Source organism: Thioalkalivibrio sp. ALE21, assembly GCF_003208255.1.
In the GTDB taxonomy this organism is placed as follows: domain Bacteria; phylum Pseudomonadota; class Gammaproteobacteria; order Ectothiorhodospirales; family Ectothiorhodospiraceae; genus Thioalkalivibrio; species Thioalkalivibrio halophilus.
On sequence record NZ_QKMA01000010.1, the window covers coordinates 68,132 to 91,468 of the forward strand.

Consider the following 23,337-nt stretch of genomic DNA (forward strand, 5'->3'; position numbering starts at 1 on the left):
ACGGCTTACCGGAATTCGGCAAAGTGACCGTCATCGTATTCACTGAAATCGACCATGGTTCCCAGAACCTGCATGTAGGCAACAATGGCGTCCATTTCGGTAATGGTGGCGCTGTTGCCGTCAAAGTTCTCGGCCTGGGCCTGTTCGATCAGGTTTTCCTCCGCCCGGTTGATGTCGAACATGCGGGCGTGTTCTTCGCCGTACTTCTCGACGTTACGCTCGTACTCCTCTTCCGTAAGGGAGTAAGGAACGCCCACGCGCTTCAGGGCAATCATCCGGTCCTCGAGATCGGACATGTCCAGAGGCGTCTCCGCCAGCCACGGGTAACCCGGCATGATGGATTCCGGCACCAGCGACTGCGGGTCGATCAGGTGCTGGACCTGCCACTCGTTGGAGTACTTGCCGCCCACCCGGGCAAGGTCCGGACCGGTCCGCTTGGAACCCCACTGGAACGGGTAGTCGTACTGCGACTCGGCCGCCAGCGAGTAATTGCCGTAACGCAGCATCTCGTCACGGAAGGGCCGCACCATCTGCGAATGGCAGGCGTAGCAGCCTTCCCGGATGTAGATGTCGCGCCCCCGCTGCTCCAGCGGGGTATAGGGCCGGACGCCATCCACCTCTTCGACGGTATCGTCGATGTAGAACAGCGGGACGATCTCGACCAGGCCGCCGACACTGATGACGGCCAGAGTCAGGACGATCAGGAGTCCGGCGTTAGTCTCTACGCTTTCGTGCTTCATGATTCCTCTTCTCCCCTGATCAGGCCGTGCGGGCTTCGGCTTCGATGGCTTCCTGACGGGCACGGGCTTCCGCCTTGATGCCCGAGCGGACCGTCATGAAGATGTTGAACGCCATGATCACCATGCCCAGGAGGAACAGACCGCCGCCGATGGCACGCACCACGTACGGCTGATGCAGGAACACCACGGACTCGGTGAAGGTGTAGGCCAGGTTCCCGTACTGGTCGAAGGCGCGCAGCATCAGGCCCTGACCGATACCGGCCACCCACATCGCGGTGATGTAGAGCACGATGCCGACGGTCGCCAGGAAGAAGTGCACGTACACCAGCTTCAGGCTGAAGAGGTTCACGTTCCACAGCCGCGGGATCAGGTGATAGAGCGAACCGAAGCTGATCATCGCCACCCAGCCCAGGGCACCGGAGTGCACATGGCCCACCGTCCAGTCGGTGTAGTGGGACAGCGCATTCACGCTCTTCAGCGACATCATCGGACCCTCGAAGGTCGACATGCCGTAGAACGCCAGCGCGGTGATCAGGAACAGCATGATCGGGTCGGTGCGCAGTTTGTCCCAGGCGCCCGACAGGGTCATGATCCCGTTGATCATGCCGCCCCAGGACGGCAGCAGCAGCAGGATGGAGAAGGTTGCCGCCAGGGTGGAGACCCAGTCCGGCAGGGCCGTCCAGTGCAGGTGGTGCGCACCCACCCACATGTACAGGAAGATCAGCGCCCAGAAGTGGATGATCGACAGCTTGTACGAGTAGATCGGACGACCGGCCTGTTTCGGCACGAAGTAGTACATCATCCCGAGGAAGGCCGCGGTCAGGAAGAAGCCCACCGCGTTATGGCCGTACCACCACTGGCGCATCGCGTCCTGCACACCGGAGAACATCGGGTAGGACTGCGGGTTGAACAGGCCCACCGGCACTTCGATGTTGTTGAAGATGTGCAGCAGCGCGGTCGCAAGGATGAACGACATGAAGAACCAGTTCGCCACGTAGATGTGCGGCTGGTTGCGGCGCAGCAGCGTCATGGTGAAGACCAGGAAGTACACCACCCAGGTCACCAGGATGATCAGGTCGATCTGCCAGTTGAACTCGGCGTATTCGCGACCCTGCGTGATCCCGGCCATGTAACTGATCACACCCAGGATGAGCGCGAGGTTCCAGCCATAGAACGTGAAACTGGCCAGGGAGTCGTTCCACAGTCGCGCGTGACAGGTGCGCTGAACGACGTAATAGGACGTGGCGAACAGGGCGTTACCCCCGAAGCCGAAGATCACCGCCGTGGTGTGCACCGGGCGGAAGCGCCCGAAGGTGATCTGCGCGATGTCGAAGTTCAGGAACGGCCACGCGAGCTGCGAGGCAATCCAGACCCCGGCGGCCATGCCGAACACGCCCCAGAGGACGGCGGCAACCGCGAACTTCTTGACGATCGCGTAGTTGTACTGCTCGGTTGAAGCGACTGACGCTGCGGGTGCGGCACCCGCGGTAGTGGCTGCTTGTGACATGACTTTTCCACCTTGCTGCGGGGAACACGAAGGTCCCGATGGATCGGGGGCTCAGAACTCTACCCCATTACCGGTCGACAAAAAAAACCAAGACCACCCCCTGCAGTCGGACATTCGTTCGAGAGCAGGGGAACTTTCTGGCCGCTGAAGGATACACCGGCGGATACCCCTGACGCGAGAGTGCACCGAGTGATTCCACTCGGTGTTGAGGCAAATCACGCACCCGCGATTTTGTCGCGGGATTTTCGGGGGAGTGCGAGCGGCAGGCGTCAGGAGACCGGCCGAATCGGGATGGTACGGCCTTCCGGCGCGCGCGGGGGCGGCGCATCCGGCACCCAGGCGTGCCCGTACACGACCTCCCAGGTCGCCGGCAGGCGGCCTTCCACGCCGAATCGCTCGGCGTAGGCTTCGGCCACGGCCACCAGGCGCCGCGGCCCCATCAGCCCGCGGCCGCGCCCCGACAGGGCATTGCGGACACCCACGCCTCGCAGATCCCGCACCAGGCGGGTCAGATCGGGGTAGGTCAGCGTCAGGCTTTCCTGGTCCATCACCGGGTCGGCGAAGCCTGCGCGTACCAGGGCATCGCCGATGTCATGCATATCGATGAAGGCATTCACGTGGGCGGCCGCGCCGCCGTCCACCGCGGCGAACGCCTCGCGCAGCTCGCTCAGGGTGGCCGGGCCGAAGGTGGTGAACATCCACAGGCCACCGGGCGCCAGGATCCGGCGGACCTCGGCAAACGCGCGATCCAGACTGCTGCACCACTGCAGTGCGGCGCTGGAGATCGCCAGATCCTGCGAGGCGTCGGCCAGCGGCAGGGCCTCCATGTCGGCACACAGCACCCGCGGGCGCCGCAGCCAGCGCCCGCGCCGGCGGGCTCGCTGCAGCATGGCCGGCGCGAAGTCGACCCCGGTCAGGCGGGCGCTGCGGTAACGGCGGGCCAGGTCGTCGAACGATTCGCCGATCCCGCAGCCCAGATCGATCACGCGTTCCGGCTGCATGCGGATCAGGTCCAGGCGTTCGAGCAGGCGCCCCTGAACCTCGCGCTGCACTGCCGCGTGCGTTTCGTAGTCGGCAGCGGCGCGGGCAAAGCCTTCACGCACCCGTGCCTTGTCGAGTTCGAAGCCGGAAGGGTCGATGTCGCTCATGCGGGGATCTCCGCCAGCGTTGCATGGATGAATTCGGCGACCGTATCGGGCGCCGCCAGCGGCAGGGCGTGCGGACCGGGCACCCGCCGGATGCGCGCCCCGGGCACCCGGGTCGCCAGATGCCGTTCCAGACCCGGCGGGATCAGCGCGTCGTCTTCGGCCAGCAGCGCGGCCAGCGGCGACCCGGCGCCCAGATCACCACGCCGGTCCCCGTCACGCAGCGCGGCGAGCCCCGCCGCCAGGGCCTCGGGTCGCGCCGCCGCCGCTTCCAGCCCGCCGCGCAGGGAACGCGCGAGCGCGGCGGGCTCCTGCGCGCCCCGCGCGCACAGCGCAGCAAACTGGCGGCGCAGGCGCCCGGTGTCGCTGCCGAGCAGGCGGGCAAAGCCCTCCAGCTCGCGGGGATCCATTGCCTCCGGCCAGTCCGCCGCGCACACGAAGCGCGGACTCCCCGCCACCAGGATGCGTCCCCGCGCGTCTGCTCCCCGGATGGCCAGCGCGGGCAGTGCGCCCAGCGACCAGCCGGCCCACACGGGACTCTCGAGATCGTCGGGCAACCCCGCCACCAGCTGCGCGGCGACGGCATCCGGATCGGCCAGCTCGTCACCGCCGCCGGCGGCGCCATGGCCGGGCAGGTCCGGGGCATGGATCCTCCCCGCGTACCCCCGCGCCCGCAGCGCACGGATCACGGGCTCCCAGACAGCGCCCGAGAATCCCCAGCCATGCAGCAGAACCAGCGCGGGGGCGCTGCCGTCGCTCACGAGCGCCCCCTCCCCCGGCCACGCCCCGTTGCGTATGATGGGCCCGCATTCGCCAACCGGAACCGCTCCACCATGCTCAGCGCCATTGCCATCGTCCTCGCCTATCTGCTCGGGTCCGTATCCAGCGCGATCCTGGTCAGCCATGCGCTGCGGCTGCCCGACCCGCGCACCAGCGGCTCGCGCAACCCCGGGGCCACCAACGTGCTGCGTACCGGCGGACGCACGGCGGCCCTGATCACCCTGCTGGGCGACGTGGCCAAAGGCTGGCTGCCGGTATTCATCGTCCTGCAGTGGACGGACCTGCCGGGCTGGGCCGCAGGCGCCGTGGGCCTGGCGGCCTTTCTCGGCCACGTCCTGCCAGTGTACTACCGCTTTCAGGGCGGCAAGGGTGTCGCCACCGCGCTGGGCGTCCTGCTGGCGCTGAACCCGCTGGTCGCCCTGCTGAGCGCGCTGACCTGGCTGGCGGTCGCGGCGATCTGGCGCTATTCCTCGCTGGCGGCGCTGGTGGCCGCCGGCGCGGCGCCGCTGTACCTGGCCTTCGCCCCGGGCGAGCCGGATTTCTGGATCGTCACGCTGGTCGCGGTGATGGCCCTGATCCTGTTCATCCGCCATGACGAAAACATCCGGCGGCTGATGCGCGGCGAGGAGTCCCGCATCGGCGAGAAGAAAAAACCCGCCTCCGGGGGAGACGACGCCGGAGGAGACGGCTCCGCGTAGCGCGGCTGCGGCACGGCTTCAGCCGGTCAACTCCGCCAGCGGCCAGCGCGCCCGGGCATGGATGACCGGGCTGCCGGCGTCGTCCACCGCGTCGGCGGCGCGCCCGGTCTGCAGCCGGCGCAGGCCGGCCAGCGCGATCATCGCCCCGTTGTCGGTGCAGAATTCCGCCCGCGGGAAATGCACCGGCACGCCGCTCTCGCGCGCCATCCGTTCCAGACCCGCGCGCAGGGTCGCGTTCGCGGCCACCCCGCCGGCCACCACCAGCGCCGGCGCACGGCTCTGCTTCAGCGCACGCCGGGTCTTCTCCACCAGGGTCTCGCTGACCGCCTCCTCGAACGCCCGCGCGACGTCGGCCTGGGCATGTCCGCCCTTGCGCACGGCCGTCAGCACCGCGGTCTTCAGCCCGGAGAAGCTCATGTCCAGACCGGGGCGGTCGAGCATCGGCCGCGGCAGGCGCAGCGCATCCGCCTGTCCGTCGGCCGCCAGCCGCGCCAGCGCCGGCCCGCCCGGATAGCCCAGACCCAGGAGCTTCGCGGTCTTGTCGAAGGCCTCGCCGGCGGCATCGTCGATGCTCTCGCCCAGCAGCTCATAGTCGCCCAGGGCACGCGCGTGGATCAGCTGGGTGTGGCCGCCGGACACCAGTAGCACCAGGAAGGGAAACTCGAACTCGCCCTCCAGCATTGGCGCCAGCAGATGCCCCTCGAGGTGATGCACCGGCAGGGCCGGGACTCCCCAGCCCCAGGCGAGCGAACGCGCCACTGCGGCACCGGTGAGCAGCGCGCCCAGCAGCCCCGGCCCGCCGGTGTAGGCGATGGCATCCAGCTCCCCCCCGCGCATGCCCGCCTCGTCCAGCACCGCGCGCACCAGCGGCAGCAAGCGCCTGACATGGTCCCGGGAGGCCAGCTCGGGCACTACCCCGCCGTAGACCGCGTGCAGGTCGGTCTGGCTGTAGAGCCGGTGCGCGAGCAGACCGTCGCGGTCGCTGATCAGCGCCACGCCGGTCTCGTCGCAGGAAGTTTCGATGCCGAGTACGTTCATCCGGGAATGATGCCCCGCGGCGCCCCGGCGGGAAAGTGCCCGCACCGCCCCCGTGTCTCCATCACAGGCGCCCCCGGCGGTCGGGAAGGCCGGCCCGCGGCAGCGACGGGCAGTCGCGGGTCAGGGCCATCACCTGAAAGCGCTCGCCCATCTCTCCCGGCAGCGTCAGCATGCGCACCGCCTGCGCCGCACGCAGGGTGGTCTCGGCGTCACTGGCGTCGCCCACCCGCGCATCGAAGCGCGCGGGAAGGCCGGCCGCCAGCAGGAACTCGCCCTGTGCGGCGTACACCGCGACCTCCAACCCGGCGGCATCCGCGGCCTCCGCGACCGCGGTAAAATCCACGCTGGCGGTCAGATCCATCAGCCCCGGCTGCGCCAGTGGATCCAGCACCATCTGCTGACGGTGGTAGCCCACCAGCGTCCCCTGATGCCGCTCCGGGGCGTAGAAGGCGTCGCGCGGGAAGCCGTAGTCGACGATCACCACCGCGCCGCGCTCCAGATGCTCCGCCGCGGCCGCGACCCAGGCGTTCTGGGCCGGACGCCACTCCGAGGTGTAACCCTCGGGCCACGGCCCGCAGCGCGCGTGCAGCTCGTACACTGCGCTGCGCAGCGGCTCCGGCGCCGGGCGTTCGGCCAGCACCAGGCCGCCCTCGTCCGCGGACACGCCCATCTGCCCCACCGCCCCGTCACGCCAGCGGAACAGCTCCACCGGCAGGGCATCCAGCACCTCGTTGGCCAGCACCACGCCGCGCCAGGGCTCGCCCGGCAGGGCATCCAGCCAGGTCACCCGCGCGAAGTCTTCCGCCGGCAGCACCGCCTGCAGATACTCGCGCTGGCGCTCGCGCAGATCCGGACTGACCTCCAGGATCCAGTAGCCCGCCCACGGCACGCCCGCCTCGCGCAGGGTCGCCAGCACGTCGCCTGCCAGCCGCCCGGTGCCACCACCGAACTCGAGGATCACCCCCTCACCGTCCAGGTCCTGCTGCAGCACGGGCGCCAGCCATGCCGCCAGGGTCTCGCCGAACAACGGCGAGATCTCCGGCGCGGTCACGAAATCCCCGCCCGCACCCAGCTTGTGCGCCCCGTTCACGTAATATCCCAGACCCGGCGCATAAAGCGCCCGGTCCATATATTCGACGAAGGGCAGGAACCCTTCGGCCTCGCGGATGCTCTGTTGCAGGGAGTCCACCAGGCGGGCGGAAAGGGCCGCACCCGGATCCCCGGAGTCGCTGCTGGATCCTGTGCTAGATTCTGCCGGCGGCATTGGTCATTCGTTCCATGCAGGGAGTTGGCAGTGGCAGAGAGTGCCCCAGGCAAGGATTCACCGAAACCCCCGGAGGACGGCGGCGAACGCCGCGTGGTCCTGATCACCGGCGGCGCGCGGCGCATCGGCGCGGCCATCGCGCGCGAACTGCACGCCGCCGGACTGGACGTCATCGTGCACTGTCGGCGCTCGCGCGCCGATGCCGAAGCGCTGACCGACGAACTGAACGCCCGGCGTCCCGACAGTGCCCGGCCGCTGCAGGCCGACCTGCTCGACCCGCAGGCCCCTGAGGCCCTGGCCCGGGAAGCGCATGCCTGGCGCGGCCGGCTGGACTTTCTGGTCAACAACGCCTCCACCTTCTACCCCACGCCGGTGGGCGAGATCACCATGGCGCAATGGGACGACCTGATGGGCTCCAACGTGCGCGCTCCGCTGTTCCTGACCCAGGCCTGCACCCCCGCCCTGCGGGCGAGCGGCGGCGCGGTGGTGAACATCGTCGACATCCACGCCCTGCGACCGCTGAGCGGCTATCCGGTGTATTCGGCGGCCAAGGCCGGGCTGCATGCCCTGACCCAGTCGCTGGCACGCGAGCTGGGTCCGGAGGTGCGGGTCAACGGCGTGGCACCGGGGGCCATCCTCACTCCCGAAGACCCGGCCAACGTCGCCCCCCACGAGGCGATGGTGGAGCGCACGGCCCTCAAGCGGCCCGGCGACCCGGCGGATATCGCCCGCACCGTGCGCTTCCTGCTGCTGGAATCCCCCTACATCACCGGCCAGGTGATCCCGGTGGATGGCGGCCGCTCGGCCTCGCAATGACACCGGAACGCGTTAGACTGGAAGAACCGAAACCCGGAGACCGCAGGCATGCTTGACCCGAAACATTTCGATGACCTCGCCCGACGCATTACCGAAAGCCTGCCGGAATCGGTGCGCAGCGTGCAGGAAGACGTCCACCGCCAGGTGCGCAGCTCGCTGCAGGCCGGGCTGGAGCGCATGGATGTGGTGACCCGCGAGGACTTCGACGTCCAGGTCGCCCTGCTGGAGCGCACCCGCGAGCGCCTCGCCGAACTGGAGGCCCGGGTGGAAGCCCTCGAGCAGGCCGCCCGGCCGCAGGACACCGATTCCGACAACTGATCGCCGCATGTGGCGCCGCCCGCGGCCGCGCCATCACCAACCAGTTGCCGCCGGGCCCGGAACGCCCGGCCCGAACAGGGAGAGGCAGGGATGCCCATCGCCATTGTTACCGCGCGCGCGACCGACGGGATCCGCGCACCGGCCGTCACCATCGAGACCCACCTGGCCAACGGCCTGCCGGCCTTCCAGATCGTCGGCCTGCCCGAGGCCGCGGTGCGCGAAAGCCGCGACCGCGTGCGCGCGGCCATCCAGACCGCAGGCTTCGAGTTTCCGCGTCGGCGCATCACCGTCAACCTGGCGCCCGCCGACCTGCCCAAGGAGGGCGGGCGCTTCGATCTGGGGATTGCACTGGGGATCCTGGCGGCCAGTGAACAGGTCCCGCAGAGCGCCCTGGATACCCGCGAATTCCTCGGCGAACTGAGCCTCGACGGGCACATCCGTCCGGTGGGCGGCGCCCTGCCGGCCGGACTGGCCGCCGGCGAGGCGGGGCACCAGCTGGTCCTGAACCCCGATGACGGTCGCGAGGCCGCCCTGACCGGGCGTGCCGACATCGTCACCGCGCGCCACCTGGGCGAGGTCTGCGCGGCCCTCAACGGGGGCCCCGCCCTGCCCGCCGCCGAACCTCCGGCGGCGTGTCCGCCGGCCTACCCCGACCTGGCCGACGTACGCGGCCAGCATCGCGCACGCCGCGCGCTGGAGATCGCCGCCGCCGGCGGGCATCACCTGCTGATGGTCGGACCGCCGGGCAGCGGCAAGTCCATGCTCGCCGCCCGCATGCCCGGGCTCCTGCCGCCCATGGATGACGCCGAAGCCCTGGAAACCGCCGCGATCCACAGCCTGCGCGGCACCCGGCACCTGCACGAGGACTGGCGCAGCCGCCCGTTCCGGCAGCCGCACCACACGGCCTCGGGCGTGGCCCTGGTGGGGGGCGGCGGGACGCCCCGCCCGGGAGAGATCTCGCTGGCCCACAATGGAGTGCTGTTCCTGGACGAGCTGACCGAGTTCGACCGGCGGGTGCTGGACGTGCTGCGCGAGCCCCTGGAGACCGGTGTCATCCACATCTCGCGCGCCGCCCGCCAGGCCGAATTCCCGGCGCATTTCCAGCTGGTGGGCGCAATGAACCCCTGCCCGCAGGGCTTCGACTGTGACCTGGGGAACGCCTGCCAGTGCACCCCCGAGCAGCGCGGGCGCCATCGCAAGCGGCTGTCCGCCCCCCTGCTGGACCGCATCGACCTGGCGATCGACGTACCGCGCATCCCGCCGGCCGAACTCGGCCGCGACACCCCCGACCCGGACGCCGAGGACAGCGCCACGGTGGCGCGCCGCGTGGCCACCGCGCGCCGACTACAGCTGGACCGTCAGGGCTGTCTGAATCGCATGCTGGAAGGCCGCGCCCTGCAGCAGCATGCCGCGCTGCCGGAGGCGGAACGGGCACTGCTGGACGCTGCCGCGGAACGTTTTCGCCTGTCGGCGCGCGCCTATCACCGGATCCTGCGGGTCGCCCGCAGCCTCGCCGACCTGGCCGGCGCACCGGCGATCGGGCGCGCCCAGCTGACCGAGGCGCTGAGTTTTCGCGCCCTCGATCACTGGCGCGTGGAGTAGCACAAAAAAGGCCCCGCCGCGGTCTCCCGCGACGGGCCCGGAATCGGCCGCAGCCGATCAGCCTTCGAATTCGGCGATAAAGACCGCCAGGTCGGCGATGTCCTCATCCGACAGGTTACGCGCATTCGGCGCCATCAGGTGGGTGTCGTCACCCACGGTCTCGCCGGCACGGTAGGCCACCAGACGCTGAGCGATAAATTCCGCGGACTCCCCGGCAATCGACGGGAAGATGCCGACGCCCTGACCCTGAGCACCGTGGCAGGAGATGCAACGGCCATACAGCTGGCTTTCGGCGCGCGCGGCATCACCGGCCGCCAGATCGATGCCGTTCACCGTATCGCCATTGGCGGCGGTGTCATCTTCGGCGGCTTCGTCCTCGTCATTGCCGTTACCGTTGTCGTTGCCGTTCTCTTCGTCATTACCGTTGCCATTGTCCTCGTCGCCGTTATCGGGCGACCAGCCGTGGTCAACGTCGGCCTGATCCAGCATGTAGGCCACCGCCCGCTGCACTTCTTCGTCGCTCAGGCTCGAATCGCCACCCCGCGCCGGCATGGCGTTGAAGCCTTCGATGGAGTGCTCGAACAGGGTATCCAGACCTTTTTCATCGAAACGCGAGGCCCACTCCTCGGAGTCATCGATGATGGGGGCATCGGAAGCGCCGGTGTCATGACAGGCCGCACAGACATTCTGGTAGATGTCGCCGGCGCTCACCTCGGCTTCTTCCTCGTCCACTTCAACCGTACCGGCCTCTACCCGACCGGCCGGGGTCAGCCGCGCGGTGAGTTCCTCTTCGCTGATGGGGGTCCGCTCGGCCACACCCATCTGGCCGAGCCAGTTCACCAGCTGGGCCACCAGGAAAATGACCGCGCCCGCCAGCGCGATTGCCGAGACGAACAGCAGCACCTTGTTCCCGGCATCCATCTTGATCGGTTGATTCGCCACTTCTCTCCCTCCGAGATCCGGCCGAATGCGGCCTTGATTTTGGTTTCCCCTGGAATCCGGGCGCGGCCCTGAAAGCTGCGGCGCACGGGCGCGCACGAGGGGCGAAAGTATAGGGCATCCGGCAGCGGCAGGCCACAAACCGAGTGCAGCACTCGAATACTCCGAATGCGCACCGGGGGGGCCGGCCGCCTTCTCCACCGACAAGGGCACCAGGAGACGGGTATCCAGCACCCGCCCGTCCTCATCAAACTGCACCACGCCGACCCGGGCACCCTGTGTCCGCTGCACGGCGAACGGATCGAGCCCGAACGAGCGGGCCAGACCCTCGGCATTCACCGGCGGCGGCGCCCGGCGGCGTTCACGTCCGCGGAAACGGACCATATTGTAGATCGCCCAGCCGAGGAACAGGGCCCCGGCCACGATCACCACCAGCACGTAGATCTGCACCGTGAAGGCCGTACGCAGCGGGTCATCGAGGACATATTCCTCGAACCGCCCGAACCCGAACACCCAGCCCCCCAGGGCCAGCAACGGCGTCAGCAGATAGAGCCAGAGCGCCCACCCGGCGAGCGCCAGCATCGCTCCCACCCCCCGGTGGCGGGCGGTGCGCAGCTCGGGAAAATCGAGGACCTCCGGAATCCGGGGGCGCTGCCTTGCGTCAGTCACGGCCCTCTCCCGACGCTTCCGCCCGCAGGCCGCGGTCCGGGCTGGTCCAGCGGGCCCGCATGCCGCGCGGCTTGGACAGCGCACGCGGGAAAGCCGCCACGGTGGTGAACACCGACAGCACCCAGAACGCCAGCGGGTACCAGATGATCCAGAGATAGTTGCGCAGGAACCGGCGGCGCGGTTCGTAGTGGCGGTCGATCGCGAGACTCACCAGGAACTGGATCAGACAGGTCACACCCAGGATCACCCCGTTCCATTGTGGCAGCAGGGTCTCGATGTGCCACTGCGGCGGCAGGGGTACCAGCTGGCCGACCACGAACAGCAGCATGATGAACAGGATCACGTAGGCCCACAGGACACTGACCCCGAATTCCAGCGCCACCATCCAGAAACGCCGGCGTCGCCACATGAACAGATCCGGGAGATGGCGCACCAGCGCCTCGATCCCGCCCTGGGCCCAGCGCAGGCGCTGCTTCCACAGGCCGCGCAGGGTTTCCGGCATGTAGATGTAGGTCAGGGCGTTGGCCTCGTAGCGCACGTCCCAGTGATCCATCTGCAGGCGCCAGGAGATGTCGATGTCCTCGGTGACCATGTCGGGAGCCCAGTACCCGACCCGGTCGAGCGCGGTCCGGCGGAAACCGGCGATCACGCCCGAGATTGTGAAGACCCGCCCGTAGACCCGCTGCGCCCGTTTGATCAGACCGATGATGGAGGAGAACTCGCCCACCTGTAGCTTGCCCAGCATGGTGGTGCGATTGAGGATACGCGGGTTGCCGGTGACCGCACCGACGCGGGGCCCCGACGCCAGGTGAAACGCCAGCCAGTGCACCGCCTCCGGGTGCAGCAGGGCGTCGCCATCGATGCACACCAGGTATTCGTTGCGGGCGGCGAGGGCCCCGGTGCGCAGGGCCACGGCCTTGCCCTGATTGGAGGCCAGGTGGATGACCCGCAGGCGCGGGTGTTCGTACGCCAGTTCGTCGAGGATCGCGGCGCTGTTGTCGCCACTGCCGTCATTGACCGCGATGACCTCGAAGTCCGGGTATTCGGAGGCGAGGGCGTAGGCGATGGTCTCGCGGATCTGGGCCTCTTCGTTGAAGCAGGGGATGATGATGCTGACCCCCGGGTCCCCCTTCACCGGTGGCGGCGTACGGTTGCCCCGTTCCCAGCGCAGGTAGTACCAGAGCCCGCCGAACATCCACATCCAGGCCATGATCAGCGGGTAGAAAAAGGCAAACGCGAACATTACGTCACGGATCATCATGCACTCCCGTCATCCTTGATCGGCGACCGCGAAATGCGGCGATCGCCCGCTTCCCGTCCCGCACCGGCATGTCAGTAGGGAAATCCGGTCAGGGACATGCCCTCGCGGATCACCTCGAGTTCGGGGTGATCGTTGAAGGGATCGTCCGGGTAATAGGCAAAATGGCCGGCCCCGCGGCGCTTGAGCTGCTCGATCCAGGCGACCAGGGTGCGGGTGGGAATCCACTCGTTTTCTTCCCAGTCCCGCGTCTGCAGCTCGAACACCACGCGATCGACACCCTTCGGGTGTTCATCCACCGCTTCGAACAGCCGGTCGAACCACTTCTCCTCGGGCAGGTCGGTACCATCCAGGTAGGGCATCGCCATCAGGGCCACCTCGTCGTAATGCTCGACGAACGGCCCCAGGGCCTGGGCGAAGCGCGCCTCGGCATCCGGATCCAGCACCGGCCGGGCATACATGTTGCGGGCCACCCTGAGGTCGTTGCCGACCGCGATGTGGCGTCCGGCACGTTCCACCATGGCCGCGCCGAATTCGATCAGCGCGCGGGTCCTGTCGCGCGGTTCCAGGCGGCACTCGCGGATCGGGTCGTCGCTGCCCGGCCAGCGGGCCTCCGGCAGGCAGGCGGCGGCGTCCTCATCGTCGCCCAGATAGGCATCGTCGTGGATCAGGATCCCGTGGATGCCGGGCGCCATGCGCCCGAGGTCCTCGTAGATCTCCCCGACCAGCTCCGCGCTCTCCGGCAGGAACGGGCTCATGCGCCGGTAGTCGCGATCGGAGCGCTCGATCTCGCCGTCGGCGGTCCAGTGACGCACCGAGAGCCCGGCCTGCCGTTCGCGATCGGGCAGGTCAAAGGACAGCAACGGCATCCAGGCATAGACCTCCACCCCGGCGCGGGTACGCAGCTGCCAGGCGACGCGATTGAAGAGGTCGTCGCGCACGGGAAGGTGCCGGTTGGGGAAATACAGGGCATCGGCATTGCCGTCCCCGTCGGGATCGGCGAACGCCTGGAGGTAGACACTGCGCACCTGCATGTCCTTGATCCGGTCCAGTAGCTGGCCCAGATTACGGTTGGTCTGTTCGGGGTCGGGATCGTGGATGTAGTCCAGGTCCACGTGCACGGCGCGCTGGTAGTCCCGGGGCGGATCCAGCCGGTTGGTGATGCCGGCGAGGATATCGGCAGGCAGAGGATCGTCCATGATCAGCATCCGACCAATATCCGCACGCCGGCCCGCAGGGCTGAACAGCCGGCTGCCAAGGGTAAAGGAATACGGCATGCCGACCTCCGCAGCGATCTCCTCGATCGCCTCGGTGCCCGCCCCGTAGGGCCAGACGATCGCACGGGGCGCCTCGCCGAGGCGCTCTTCAAGCACCCGGGAGCTGCGTTCCAGGTCCTCGCGGATACGCTGCTCGAAGGCCTCTTCCGATTCGTAGGCGCCGGATTCCGGGTCGTACTCGCGAACCACCGCGGCCGGCTGCGTGTTGCCCTGCGGATTGGCCAGAATCCCGTGGTGCAGGTCATGGGAGTGGCTGGCGAACTCCACCAGCCCCGAATCACGCATCTCGCGCGCCTCGTCCCAGGTGAAGAAATCATCGGCGTACAGCGTCTCGCCGCCCGCCGCCACGATCCGCGGGTCGTCGGGATCGGCGAAGTCCTCCCCCACATCGGAGAATCGCCCGCCGTCGTAATCCACCTCGCGACCTTCCCGTGCCGCTTCCTGCCAGCTCGTCGTGATCGCGGAAACCGCCGGGTAATCGAACTCCTCCAGCAGCGGGAACACATGCGTATACATGCTGCGCAGCCCGTCATCGAAGATCAGCAGCACGGCATTGGGCGGCAGCGATGCCTCGCCCCGGCCGGCCGCCTCGATATCTTCCAGCGAGACCGGATTCCAGTCGTTCTCCTGCATCCATTCGAACCAGCGCGCCAGCCGCTGCGTGCTGACCGCATAGGGGTCCGCGTCGATCTCCGGCTCCACCTCGTCGCGTACATCGTGGTAGGCGAGGGTGAAATAGTGGCCCTCCGGGATCTCCGGCACCCCGGGGTTCGCAGTATCCGCTTCCGCCAGGGCCACCGCCGGCAGCCCCAGCCAGAACCCGACCAGGCCCAGCATCCAGCGCTTCATCAGAACCTCCCCTCGAAACCGGCCTGCAGGTAATACCGCTGCTCGCGGTCGCCGTCGTAGACCCGGGTACTGGCCCCGACTCCGTAATGCAGCGACCAGCGCGGCCCCAGCTGCCAGCGGTGGTGATAACCGGCATCCCCGATCGCCGCCGAGCCGAAATCCGCCTGATAACCCATGCCCGCCGACACCCGGAATTCCTGGGTCAGCGACCGGTCGTAATCGCGCCAGGTCAGCCAGTCGTGCTCCAGACGCAGGGAACCACTGGCACTGTGGCGCGGATTGAAATAGGGACCGCCGGGCTGCGAATTGCGCTCGGCAAACAGGTCCACGCCGCCCTCGGTCACGTGATGCGCAGAGGCATGCAGCCTGCGCGTCGCACCCGCGGTCGCGGACACCCGGCGGTTGCCGTCATCGATCCGCAGCAGGGACAGCCCGCCGTAGGCCGACAGGCGCTCGCTCGCGCGCCAGAAGACCGAGCCGTTCAGGCGCTCCCCGTCCAGCCCGGCGTCGCTGGCGCGCAGCGGCGTGTGCAAGGACCGCGAGTCGACCTCCAGACTGTAGTTCCAGTGATCGTTCAGCCAGTGGGACCAGCCCATGGCCAGACCGAGCTGCGAGCTGTCCTGCCGGTCGGCATCCAGACGCACCCAGGCATTGCGCCGCAGGGCCTCCCATTCCAGGCCCACGCCCACCCGGTCCTGACGCAGCCAGCGATCGTCATACTCACCCTGCTCGGTCCGGTGCAGCGCAAAGGCCCGCAGGTGGTTACGGCGACTCCATGGCGAATCCAGACGCAGCTCGGTACGCAGGTCGCGATCGCCGGTCAGTCCGGTCTGGTCGTCCGGTCCGGAGGTCCGCCCGTACTCCACCTCGCCGCGGATCGCCGGGCGGCCGCGATCCTCCCACTGACGCGCCAGCGTCCGCACCCGGGAGTTGCGCGGGAAGTCCCGCTCCAGGGTCTCCAGCTCCTGCTCCCAGCGCGCGAAGTCCCCCAGATCACGCGCATTGGCGGCATGATTGAGGCGAGTATCGGCCGCCTCGGGGGCCTCCAGTTCCGCCAGCTGCGTGGCTTCGACCGAGGCCTGCGGCCAGCCCCGCCAGCGCAGGACGCGGGCATGGGCATTGCGCAGATCGGCGTTGGCCGGAGCCCGCCGGATCCGCTCGGCCAGCATGGCATCGGCCTGATCCGCGCGATTACGGTAGGCGCGGTCCATCGCCTGCAGCTGCTCGACCCCGACGCGCTCCCAGTTCGGGGTGTCGGCCGGACGCTCCTCCGGGACCCGCAGCCAGATCGGGGTTTCATCCACCAGCCGCTCCAGCACCTCTGCGGCCGCAGCGTAATCCTCGGCCTCGATCAGCGAGAAATAGCGGCTGGTCAGCAGGGAGGCGTCGGGGCTGTCGGATTCCCCAATCAGGGCGGCGTACATCTCTCCGGCCCGCTCCGGCTCCCGGGTCGCCAGATACCCGTCGGCGACCGCGCGGCGCACGTAGGGCGGCGCGGCATCCCGATCCTCCAGGCCTTCCCACAGGGCCACCGCTTCGGCATGCCGGCCGAGTTCGCGCAGCACAAAGATCTGATCGTGCGTGTTGCGCCGAAAAGCCGTACCTCCGGGATCCATTCCGAGGCGCGCCACCTGCAGGGATTCCAGCACCTCTTCCACCGGCTCGTCGCGCCGTGCCATCTGCCCGGCACGCTCCCGGCGGAGGCGTTCCCGCAGCGCCTCGCGGAGCTGCGCCGCGAGGTGATCATTGACCAGCGTGGCGTGCAGCTCCGCGGACATCAGGCCGGGATTCGCATCGGCCAGCCGCCGCGCCGAACCCGCCGCCCCGACCCCTGACAGCGCCAGGATCCGCTGCCGCAGCGCATCTTCCAGCCCGGGTTCGGCATCCAGCGCATGACGCGCCGCCCGCAGGGCCGCGCGCGGCTCTCCCGCGATCCGCAGCACGTAGGCCATGAGTGTATGCTCGTCGGCGTCCAGGCCGGGGGTGCCCGGCGCCGGCAGGGCCTCCAGCGCCTGGTCGGGAAAACCCGATTCGGCGAGCGCCGCCGCGTACAGCAAATGCGCCCGCGGACCGATGGCATGGCGCGAATCGGCGAGGACATCGGCCGCGTCGGCAAAACGCCCCTGGTCGCGCAGCGCACCCGCCCAGCTCATGTGGGCATAGTCCGGCAGCGAGGCCGGCGCGCGGCCCTCCATCCATTCGACGATGCGCTCGTTCTCCCCCTCGTTGCGCAGGACCACCACCAGATCCGCCAGCACCGCCGGATCCGTCGGGGCACTGCGGTGCAGCCGCTCGAGCTCGACGATCGCCGCCGCGCCATCCCCGGCCCGCGCGGCCTCCACCGCCGCCTCGCGCGCCGCGTCAGTCCCCGCCGCCACATCCGTGGCCAGTAACACCGTCAGGCCCAGCCCCGCCAGCGCCCGCAGGATGCTCCTGTCTCCCGCACTCCCGATCCCTGTCATCCCGTTTCCCGCCGCGTGGTGCCCCTGTCGCAAAGTGCGGACGAGTAAACAGGATTCCCCGAGGGCGAACAAGCGCGTCCCGTGAGACACGCGTGATCCACTCGCAGCCACACGAAAGACTGGACGCAGAACCGGCCGAGGCGTAGCATACTGCCGCGAAGCGCCCGTAGCTCAGCTGGATAGAGCGCCACCCTCCGGAGGTGGAAGTCAGAGGTTCGAATCCTCTCGGGCGCGCCATTTCCCGCAAGATCCAGGCCCTGCCATCCGATCCGGGTGGTTCATCGGTGAACCTCCCACAACGGCCGATGACTACATTGAAGACGGGGCAGGCGAGATGCACGGCTCCGAGCTTTTGTGCCGGAACCGATCCCCGAGGCCTCCAGCGTCGACCAGGGCACCGCGCCGCCCAGGCGCTCGAAGGTCCGGGCCTGATGACGAAACGGCAGAAAGCCGAGATGAACATATTCGAACGGCGGCGGAACCCGGGGCGTCATCGGGAAGGTCGCCCGCGGAAAGTGGCGGCCCCGTCACGCAATTGCGTTGCTACAACCGCCGGCCACATGCCGCTCCTTTGTTCCCGCTCACCCCCGGAAAGGCGAGCGTACGGAGCACGCAGACGGGAGGCCATCCGGCTGGCCTGACGGCCGGCCGTCAGGCGAAGAGATCTTCCGGACGTTTTGCCGTCAGAATCCGCTCGGACCAGCGCAGCAACGTCTCCGAATCCGCCTGTTCGATTCGGGCACGATACGTTTCGGCCACCTCGGCGCCGAAACGCATCTCCACCAGGCGCAGCAGCACGGCTTCCTCGCCTTCCTTGCGGCCCTCTTCACGACCCTCTTCACGACCCAGTTCGCGTCCTTCCCTTCGCCCCTCCTCGATCCCCTGCTGCTTCCAGTCCCGGGTCCATTCCTCCACACGTTCCGCAAGCATGCTGCGTACCTCCTGCAAGTCCGCTACCTGTTCCAAGTCTACACCCGGCACGCGCGCCGGCAGCAACACGCGCTTGATCCACGCGCATGCGTCCCGGCCGGCGCAATCGCGAGGGAACGGCGACGCGCCAAACCGCGAGTCTGTAGACTGGAACACCTTATCAACCGCCCGGACCAGCCGGGCCGCCCCCGCCCGATGCGGACATGCACATGGATCGACGCAGCTTTCTGGTCGCCGCCGGCGCCACCCTCCCCGCCCTGCTGGGGGCCTGTGGCCGCCCGGAGCCGCCACTGGAGATTGCCGGCCACGTATGGCCGGGCTACGAGCCGATGTTCCTGGCCCGGGCCATGGGCTGGCTGGACCCCGAGCGGGTCCGGCTGCGCGAGACCGCTTCCGCCAGCGAATCCATGCGCCGGCTGGCCGCCGGCGAGGTCCATGGTGCGGCGCTGACCCTGGACGAGGTGCTGCGGGTGCGCGCCCGGGGGACAGATCTTCGCGTCGTGCTGGTCTTCAACATCTCCGCAGGGGCCGACATGGTGCTGGCGCGCCCCGCGATTGAAAGCCTGGAAGATCTGGCCGGGCGCCGGGTCGGCGTGGAAGACTCGGCTCTGGGGGCTCTGATGCTCCACCACACCCTGGACGCCGCGGGCCTTGCCCGCGACGAGGTGCAAACGGTGTCGCTGACCATCGACGAGCAGGAGGCCGCCTGGGAGCGGGATGAAGTGGATGCCGTGGTGACCTATCAGCCCGTCGCCGACCGCCTGCGGGACGACGGCGCGCATGTCCTGTTCGACAGCCGGGCGATGCCCGACACGATCTTCGATGTCCTCGCGATCGAGGCCGGTCACCTGGAGCGTCTCGAACGATCGACCCGCCACCTGATCGCGGCGCATTTCCGTGCCCTGCATCACCTGCGCGCCAATCCGGTGGACGCGGGCTACCGCATGGCGGAACGCCTCGGGGTCCCCGGCCACCGCGCCATGGAAACCTTCCGCGGACTGGTGCTGCCGGATCCGGCCAGCAACCGCCGCCTGCTGGCCGGTGCCGATTCCCGGGTCCTGCAGGCGGCACGGGAGATCGCCGGTCTGATGGGAGATGCGGACGCGCCGCTGGACCGCGACTTCGGGGATGAACTGGTACGCCCCGATCTGCTGCCGCGCGAGGAGCCCCGATGAGATACGCGATCGGGATCGCAGTACCCCTGCTGGTCGCCGTGCTGATGCTTGCAGCGACGCCGGCGGTGGCCGAGCGCAGCGTGACCGTGGGGATCCTGGCCTTTGAGCCGGAGGATGTGGCCCGGGAGCGCTGGGGCCCGCTGATCCAGCACCTGGACGCGGAACTGGATGACGTGACGGTGGACGCGGTGATCGCCGAATACTCGGCGCTGGATCAGGAGCTTCGCAATAACCGGCTGGATTTCCTGCTGACCAATCCCACCCACTTCATCCGCATCCGCAGCGACAATCACCTGTCGGGTGCCCTGGCAACCCTGGTCCCCATGCACCACGGGACACCGCTACGCGGGTTCGGCGGGGTCGCCTTTACCCGCGCCGACCACGATCACATCCAGGACTGGGAAGACGTCGCCGGGCAGCGAATCGCGGCCGTAGTGCCCGAATCACTGGGCGGCTACCAGGCCCAGGCGCGGGAACTGCGCGAACGCGGCGCGACACCGCGTGATGCAGACGTCGAATTCACCGGAATGCCGCACGACCGGGTGGTGGAACGGGTCCTGGACGGCGAAGCGGACGTGGGGTTCGTGCGCATCGGGATCCTGGAGCGCCTGCAGGATGCCGGTCGGATCGACCCGGAGGAGGTCCGCGTCATCGCCCGCCAGGACATGGCGGATTTCCCGCTGGCGCTGTCCACCCGGCTGTATCCGGAATGGCCGTTCATCGCGATTGGCCACGTACCCCGCGAGCTCAGCCACCGCATGCTGGTCGCCCTGCTGGAACTGGACCGCCAGTCGGCACCCGCGCAGGGCGCGGGTATCGACGGCTTTGCGGTACCCATGGACTACGAACCGGTAGAGGAGCTGGCACGCGAACTCCGACTGCCGCCCTTCGATGCCCTCCCGCAGCTTACCCTGCGGGAATTCATGCAGGTCTACGGCCAGCAGGTCACCCTGACGCTGCTGGTCGGCAGTCTCATGCTCGCATTGATCCTCGGCCTGGTGCTGGTGAACCGTCGCCTGACCACAGTGCGCCGGGAACTGGAAGAAAAGGCGGCGGCGCTGGAGCGCAGCGAGGCCCACGCGCGCGCACTGATGCGGGCCCTGCCGGACAGCCTGTTCCGGATGGACCGCGACGGCACCTTCATCGAATGCGAGGCCGTCTCGGAAGAGATGCTGCTGATGCCACCCGAGGAGTTTCTCGGGCGGCGCCTGGACGAGCTGTTCCCGCCCGCCTATGCGGAACAGGGGACGCGGGCGATCCGCGAGGCACTGGACAGCGGCGAGGTCCGCGACTTCGAATACGACACGACCGCACTGGGCATGCCCGGCCATTTCGAGGCCCGGGTGGTCCCGCTGAACGACCGCGAAGTGCTGATGATCGTGCGCGACGTCAGCCAGCGATTCACGATGGAGGTTGCGCGCAGCGAGGAACGCCGCTTCCGCGAGAACCTGCTGGCCAGCCTGGGCGAAGGCGTGTTCGGCATCGACCGGGAGGGTCGTTTCAGCTTCATCAACCCCACCGGTTGTCGCCTGCTGGGCTTCGCCGACCAGACCGAGGCCCTGGGGCGGGATTCCCACACCACGACCCATCACAGTCATCCCGACGGCTCGCATTATCCCGCGGAGGAATGCCCGATCCACGGGGTCCTGCTCAGTGGCGAGACGGTGGAGGCCTGGGAGGATCATTTCTGGCGCCAGGACGGTGAGGCCTTCCCGGCCCTGGTCTACGCCTCGCCCACGCGCGACGACACCGGCGAACTGACCGGCGTGGTGGTGTCCTTCCAGGACATCTCGGTGCGCAAGGTGATGGAACGGGCCCTGGCCGACAGCGAGGCCCGCTTCCGCCTGGCCCAGGAGGCCGCGCGCTTCGGCATCTGGGAATGGGATGTCCCGGAAGACCGGATCCACTGGGATGATCAGTGCTGGCGCATGCTGGGCGAGGACCCGGGGGAGGGCCGGTTGCTGGCCTACGAGGACTGGCGCAACCGGATCCACCCGGAGGATCTCGTCCAGGCGGAAGCGGAAGTACAGCGCCAGCTGGCGGAGGGCGGGAAATTCTCCATCGAATTCCGCTACCGCCTGGCCAACGGCGGCTGGCGGTGGACCCTCGGCCGGGGACGAGTCGTCGAATGGGACGCGCAGGGCGGACCGCGGCGGATGACAGGCATCCACGTGGATATCCAGCGGCTCAAGGAGGTCGAGGCCGAGCTGCGCCAGCGCGAGAACGAACTGGCCGAGGCCCAGCGCATCGCCCACATGGGCAACTGGATATCCGATTTCCGCTCCGGCGAGATCCGCTGGTCGGAGGAGGTCTACCGCATCTTCGGTCTGGATCACGACCAATGGGGCGCGACCGAGGCGGCCTTCATGGAACGGGTCCACCCGGACGACCGCGACACGGTCCGCGCGGCCTTCGATGCCTCGGTGAGCGGCCCGGGTGTGCCCTACCGGGTGGAACACCGGATCCTGCGCCCGGACGGCGAGGTCCGCACGGTCTACCAGCAGGGCGAGGTGGAATTCGACGACGAGGGCACGCCTCTGTGGATGCTGGGGACGGTGCTCGACATCACCGAACGCAAGGCCACGGAAGAAGCCCTGGCCCGGCGCCAGGCCGCCGACCGCGCGACCTCCGACATCGCCACGCGTCTGGTGACCCGACGCGACGTGGACCGGGCGATCGAGGAATCGCTGGAGGTGCTGGGGGAACTGCTGGGAGCCAGCCGGTCCGCGGTTCTTCTGCTGCGGCGCAACGGGTCGCTGATGGACAACACCCACGAATGGGCGGCCCCGGGCATCCCGCGGAAAAAGGATGAACTGCAGGCGCTGAACCTGGACGATCTGCCGGCCTGGCGGCAACGGATGGAGCAGGGACAGCTGATGCAAATGCCGGGTAACGCTCACACCGGCGAGAGCTCCTCCGCCGAACACGAGCTCATGCGGGCTCTGGGCATACGGGCGATGATGGCCGCTCCGCTACAGGCCGCCGGCGACCCCGTGGGCCTGCTGGGTGTAGTGGACGTACACGGCACGGCATCCTGGGGGCCGGAGGACGCCGAGACCCTGCGGCACGTGGCGGACCTGCTGGGCAACGTACTGGAACGCCACCGGGTGCAACAGGCCCTGGAAGGGCTGAATCTGGAGCTGCGCCGCTCCAACGAGGAGCTGGAGCAGTTCGCCTACGGGGTATCCCACGATCTGCGCCAGCCGCTGCGCATGGTCAGCAGCTACCTGCAGCTGCTGGAGCGCAGCCTGGGCGAACAGCTGGATGCCGACCAGCAGCGTTTCCTCGGTTACGCCACCGAGGGCGCCCGACGCATGGACCGCATGATCGTGGGCCTGCTGGAATACTCCCGAGTGGGACGCAAGACCGACCCCATGGCTCCGCTGGACACCCGCGAGGTCCTGGACACCGCTCTGGCGTTCCTGCAGCCGGCAGTGACCGAAACATCCGCGCGCATCGACGTCGAAGGCGACTGGCCGCGCCTGGTCGCCAGCCAGGACGAGCTGGTACGCCTGCTGCAGAACCTGATCGACAATGCGCTGAAGTACGTGCCGGGCGACACGCGCCCCGAGGTCCGCATCGACGGACGCATCGATGGCGACCACTGGGAGGTCCGCGTGCGCGACAACGGGGTTGGCATCCCGCAGGATCAGGAGGATCGACTGTTCCGGGTCTTCTCGCGCCTGCACGGTCACGGCGAATACGAGGGCAGCGGTATCGGTCTGGCGCTGTGCCGCCGGATCGTGGAACATCACGGCGGCCGCATCGGCGCCGAATCGGACGGACCGGGACACGGCAGCACCTTCTGGTTCCGGATACCCCGCCGGATCCCGGGCGACGAGCAGACTGATAACGAATCGAACGGATGAA

17 protein-coding genes, 1 tRNA gene and 1 pseudogene are annotated in these 23,337 nt (G+C 68.7%); 7 read left to right on the top strand and 12 right to left on the bottom strand.

Annotated elements, in window-relative coordinates; all coding sequences use genetic code 11:
- Window positions 1-5: 5 nt before the first annotated feature.
- The 4 genes from ccoO to D893_RS09455 form a co-directional block, all read right to left on the bottom strand.
- Window positions 6-740, bottom strand: coding sequence for a cytochrome-c oxidase, cbb3-type subunit II (ccoO, locus tag D893_RS09440; protein WP_018947084.1), 735 nt, complete (start codon window positions 738-740; stop codon window positions 6-8).
- A 19-nt stretch (window positions 741-759) separates the two neighbouring features.
- Window positions 760-2,247 (bottom strand): cytochrome-c oxidase, cbb3-type subunit I, encoded by a 1,488-nt coding sequence (ccoN, locus tag D893_RS09445; RefSeq protein WP_077243544.1) that lies wholly within the window; start codon window positions 2,245-2,247, stop codon window positions 760-762.
- A gap of 269 nt (window positions 2,248-2,516) precedes the next feature.
- Complete coding sequence (bioC, locus tag D893_RS09450) at window positions 2,517-3,395, bottom strand: malonyl-ACP O-methyltransferase BioC (RefSeq protein ID WP_018947086.1); 879 nt, start codon at window positions 3,393-3,395, stop codon at window positions 2,517-2,519.
- Entirely contained in the window at window positions 3,392-4,153 is a 762-nt protein-coding gene (locus D893_RS09455; protein ID WP_110619647.1) for an alpha/beta fold hydrolase, read from the bottom strand. The genes bioC and D893_RS09455 overlap by 4 nt, the downstream gene beginning before the upstream one ends.
- Before the next feature lie 72 nt (window positions 4,154-4,225).
- Between D893_RS09455 and plsY the strand changes: the two genes are divergently transcribed.
- Window positions 4,226-4,870 carry a glycerol-3-phosphate 1-O-acyltransferase PlsY gene (gene plsY / locus D893_RS09460; RefSeq protein ID WP_024329215.1) on the top strand — a complete coding sequence of 215 codons (645 nt, stop codon included), beginning with the start codon at window positions 4,226-4,228 and terminating at the stop codon, window positions 4,868-4,870.
- A gap of 18 nt (window positions 4,871-4,888) precedes the next feature.
- On the opposite strand, the gene tsaD is transcribed toward plsY, so the two are convergent.
- Together tsaD and D893_RS09470 are read right to left on the bottom strand one after the other, a co-directional pair.
- Window positions 4,889-5,908, bottom strand: a complete 1,020-nt coding sequence (gene tsaD / locus D893_RS09465; RefSeq protein WP_110619648.1) for a tRNA (adenosine(37)-N6)-threonylcarbamoyltransferase complex transferase subunit TsaD — start codon at window positions 5,906-5,908, stop codon at window positions 4,889-4,891.
- A 61-nt stretch (window positions 5,909-5,969) separates the two neighbouring features.
- Complete coding sequence (locus tag D893_RS09470; protein ID WP_110619649.1) at window positions 5,970-7,172, bottom strand: SAM-dependent methyltransferase; 1,203 nt, start codon at window positions 7,170-7,172, stop codon at window positions 5,970-5,972.
- A gap of 93 nt (window positions 7,173-7,265) precedes the next feature.
- Here D893_RS09470 and D893_RS09475 point away from each other — a divergent pair, with 93 nt between their 5' ends.
- The 3 genes from D893_RS09475 (at window position 7,266) to D893_RS09485 (ending at window position 9,908) form a co-directional block, all read left to right on the top strand.
- Complete coding sequence (locus D893_RS09475; RefSeq protein WP_043689059.1) at window positions 7,266-7,988, top strand: pteridine reductase; 723 nt, start codon at window positions 7,266-7,268, stop codon at window positions 7,986-7,988.
- 48 nt (window positions 7,989-8,036) lie between these two features.
- Window positions 8,037-8,306 carry an accessory factor UbiK family protein gene (locus D893_RS09480; RefSeq protein ID WP_018869073.1) on the top strand — a complete coding sequence of 90 codons (270 nt, stop codon included), beginning with the start codon at window positions 8,037-8,039 and terminating at the stop codon, window positions 8,304-8,306.
- A gap of 90 nt (window positions 8,307-8,396) precedes the next feature.
- Complete coding sequence (locus tag D893_RS09485) at window positions 8,397-9,908, top strand: YifB family Mg chelatase-like AAA ATPase (protein ID WP_110619650.1); 1,512 nt, start codon at window positions 8,397-8,399, stop codon at window positions 9,906-9,908.
- 57 nt (window positions 9,909-9,965) lie between these two features.
- Here D893_RS09485 and D893_RS13925 read toward each other — a convergent pair whose 3' ends face one another.
- From D893_RS13925 to pgaA, 5 genes and pseudogenes are all read right to left on the bottom strand, one after another.
- Complete coding sequence (locus D893_RS13925; protein WP_246863905.1) at window positions 9,966-10,850, bottom strand: c-type cytochrome; 885 nt, start codon at window positions 10,848-10,850, stop codon at window positions 9,966-9,968.
- Between the two features lie 234 nt (window positions 10,851-11,084).
- Window positions 11,085-11,600 (bottom strand): annotated as a pseudogene (gene pgaD / locus D893_RS13930) (poly-beta-1,6-N-acetyl-D-glucosamine biosynthesis protein PgaD); the annotation flags it as partial.
- The gene (gene pgaC, locus D893_RS09495; protein ID WP_246863902.1) at window positions 11,509-12,777 is read right to left on the bottom strand and encodes a poly-beta-1,6-N-acetyl-D-glucosamine synthase; all 1,269 of its coding nucleotides are present in this window, start codon (window positions 12,775-12,777) and stop codon (window positions 11,509-11,511) included. The gene pgaC and the pseudogene pgaD, both read right to left, overlap by 92 nt.
- Before the next feature lie 71 nt (window positions 12,778-12,848).
- Window positions 12,849-14,900, bottom strand: coding sequence for a poly-beta-1,6-N-acetyl-D-glucosamine N-deacetylase PgaB (pgaB, locus tag D893_RS09500; RefSeq protein WP_110619652.1), 2,052 nt, complete (start codon window positions 14,898-14,900; stop codon window positions 12,849-12,851).
- Window positions 14,900-17,362, bottom strand: a complete 2,463-nt coding sequence (pgaA, locus tag D893_RS09505) for a poly-beta-1,6 N-acetyl-D-glucosamine export porin PgaA (protein WP_110619653.1) — start codon at window positions 17,360-17,362, stop codon at window positions 14,900-14,902. Before pgaA ends, pgaB begins: the two co-directional genes overlap by 1 nt.
- Before the next feature lie 160 nt (window positions 17,363-17,522).
- On the opposite strand from pgaA, the gene D893_RS09510 reads away from it, so the two are divergent.
- Window positions 17,523-17,599, top strand: a tRNA-Arg gene (locus D893_RS09510).
- Window positions 17,600-18,013: 414 nt separating this feature from the next.
- On the opposite strand, the gene D893_RS09515 is transcribed toward D893_RS09510, so the two are convergent.
- A complete protein-coding gene (locus tag D893_RS09515; protein ID WP_110619654.1) occupies window positions 18,014-18,292 on the bottom strand; it encodes a hypothetical protein in 279 nt (92 codons plus the stop codon).
- Between the two features lie 203 nt (window positions 18,293-18,495).
- Here D893_RS09515 and D893_RS09520 point away from each other — a divergent pair, with 203 nt between their 5' ends.
- Window positions 18,496-19,467 (top strand): ABC transporter substrate-binding protein, encoded by a 972-nt coding sequence (locus tag D893_RS09520; RefSeq protein ID WP_110619655.1) that lies wholly within the window; start codon window positions 18,496-18,498, stop codon window positions 19,465-19,467.
- A complete protein-coding gene (locus tag D893_RS09525) occupies window positions 19,464-23,336 on the top strand; it encodes a PAS domain-containing protein (protein WP_110619656.1) in 3,873 nt (1,290 codons plus the stop codon). Before D893_RS09520 ends, D893_RS09525 begins: the two co-directional genes overlap by 4 nt.
- The last annotated feature ends 1 nt before the right edge of the window (window position 23,337 follow it).

What these genes read in the sequence shown, in the direction of transcription:
- ccoO (WP_018947084.1), bottom strand. Translation starts at nt 740, where the DNA reads ATGAAGCACGAAAGCGTAGAGACTAACGCCGGACTCCTGATCGTCCTG.
- ccoN (WP_077243544.1), bottom strand. Translation starts at nt 2,247, where the DNA reads ATGTCACAAGCAGCCACTACCGCGGGTGCCGCACCCGCAGCGTCAGTC.
- bioC (WP_018947086.1), bottom strand. Translation starts at nt 3,395, where the DNA reads ATGAGCGACATCGACCCTTCCGGCTTCGAACTCGACAAGGCACGGGTG.
- plsY (WP_024329215.1), top strand. Translation starts at nt 4,226, where the DNA reads ATGCTCAGCGCCATTGCCATCGTCCTCGCCTATCTGCTCGGGTCCGTA.
- tsaD (WP_110619648.1), bottom strand. Translation starts at nt 5,908, where the DNA reads ATGAACGTACTCGGCATCGAAACTTCCTGCGACGAGACCGGCGTGGCG.
- D893_RS09470 (WP_110619649.1), bottom strand. Translation starts at nt 7,172, where the DNA reads ATGCCGCCGGCAGAATCTAGCACAGGATCCAGCAGCGACTCCGGGGAT.
- D893_RS09480 (WP_018869073.1), top strand. Translation starts at nt 8,037, where the DNA reads ATGCTTGACCCGAAACATTTCGATGACCTCGCCCGACGCATTACCGAA.
- D893_RS09485 (WP_110619650.1), top strand. Translation starts at nt 8,397, where the DNA reads ATGCCCATCGCCATTGTTACCGCGCGCGCGACCGACGGGATCCGCGCA.
- pgaC (WP_246863902.1), bottom strand. Translation starts at nt 12,777, where the DNA reads ATGATGATCCGTGACGTAATGTTCGCGTTTGCCTTTTTCTACCCGCTG.
- pgaB (WP_110619652.1), bottom strand. Translation starts at nt 14,900, where the DNA reads ATGAAGCGCTGGATGCTGGGCCTGGTCGGGTTCTGGCTGGGGCTGCCG.
- pgaA (WP_110619653.1), bottom strand. Translation starts at nt 17,362, where the DNA reads ATGACAGGGATCGGGAGTGCGGGAGACAGGAGCATCCTGCGGGCGCTG.
- D893_RS09515 (WP_110619654.1), bottom strand. Translation starts at nt 18,292, where the DNA reads ATGCTTGCGGAACGTGTGGAGGAATGGACCCGGGACTGGAAGCAGCAG.
- D893_RS09520 (WP_110619655.1), top strand. Translation starts at nt 18,496, where the DNA reads ATGCACATGGATCGACGCAGCTTTCTGGTCGCCGCCGGCGCCACCCTC.
- D893_RS09525 (WP_110619656.1), top strand. Translation starts at nt 19,464, where the DNA reads ATGAGATACGCGATCGGGATCGCAGTACCCCTGCTGGTCGCCGTGCTG.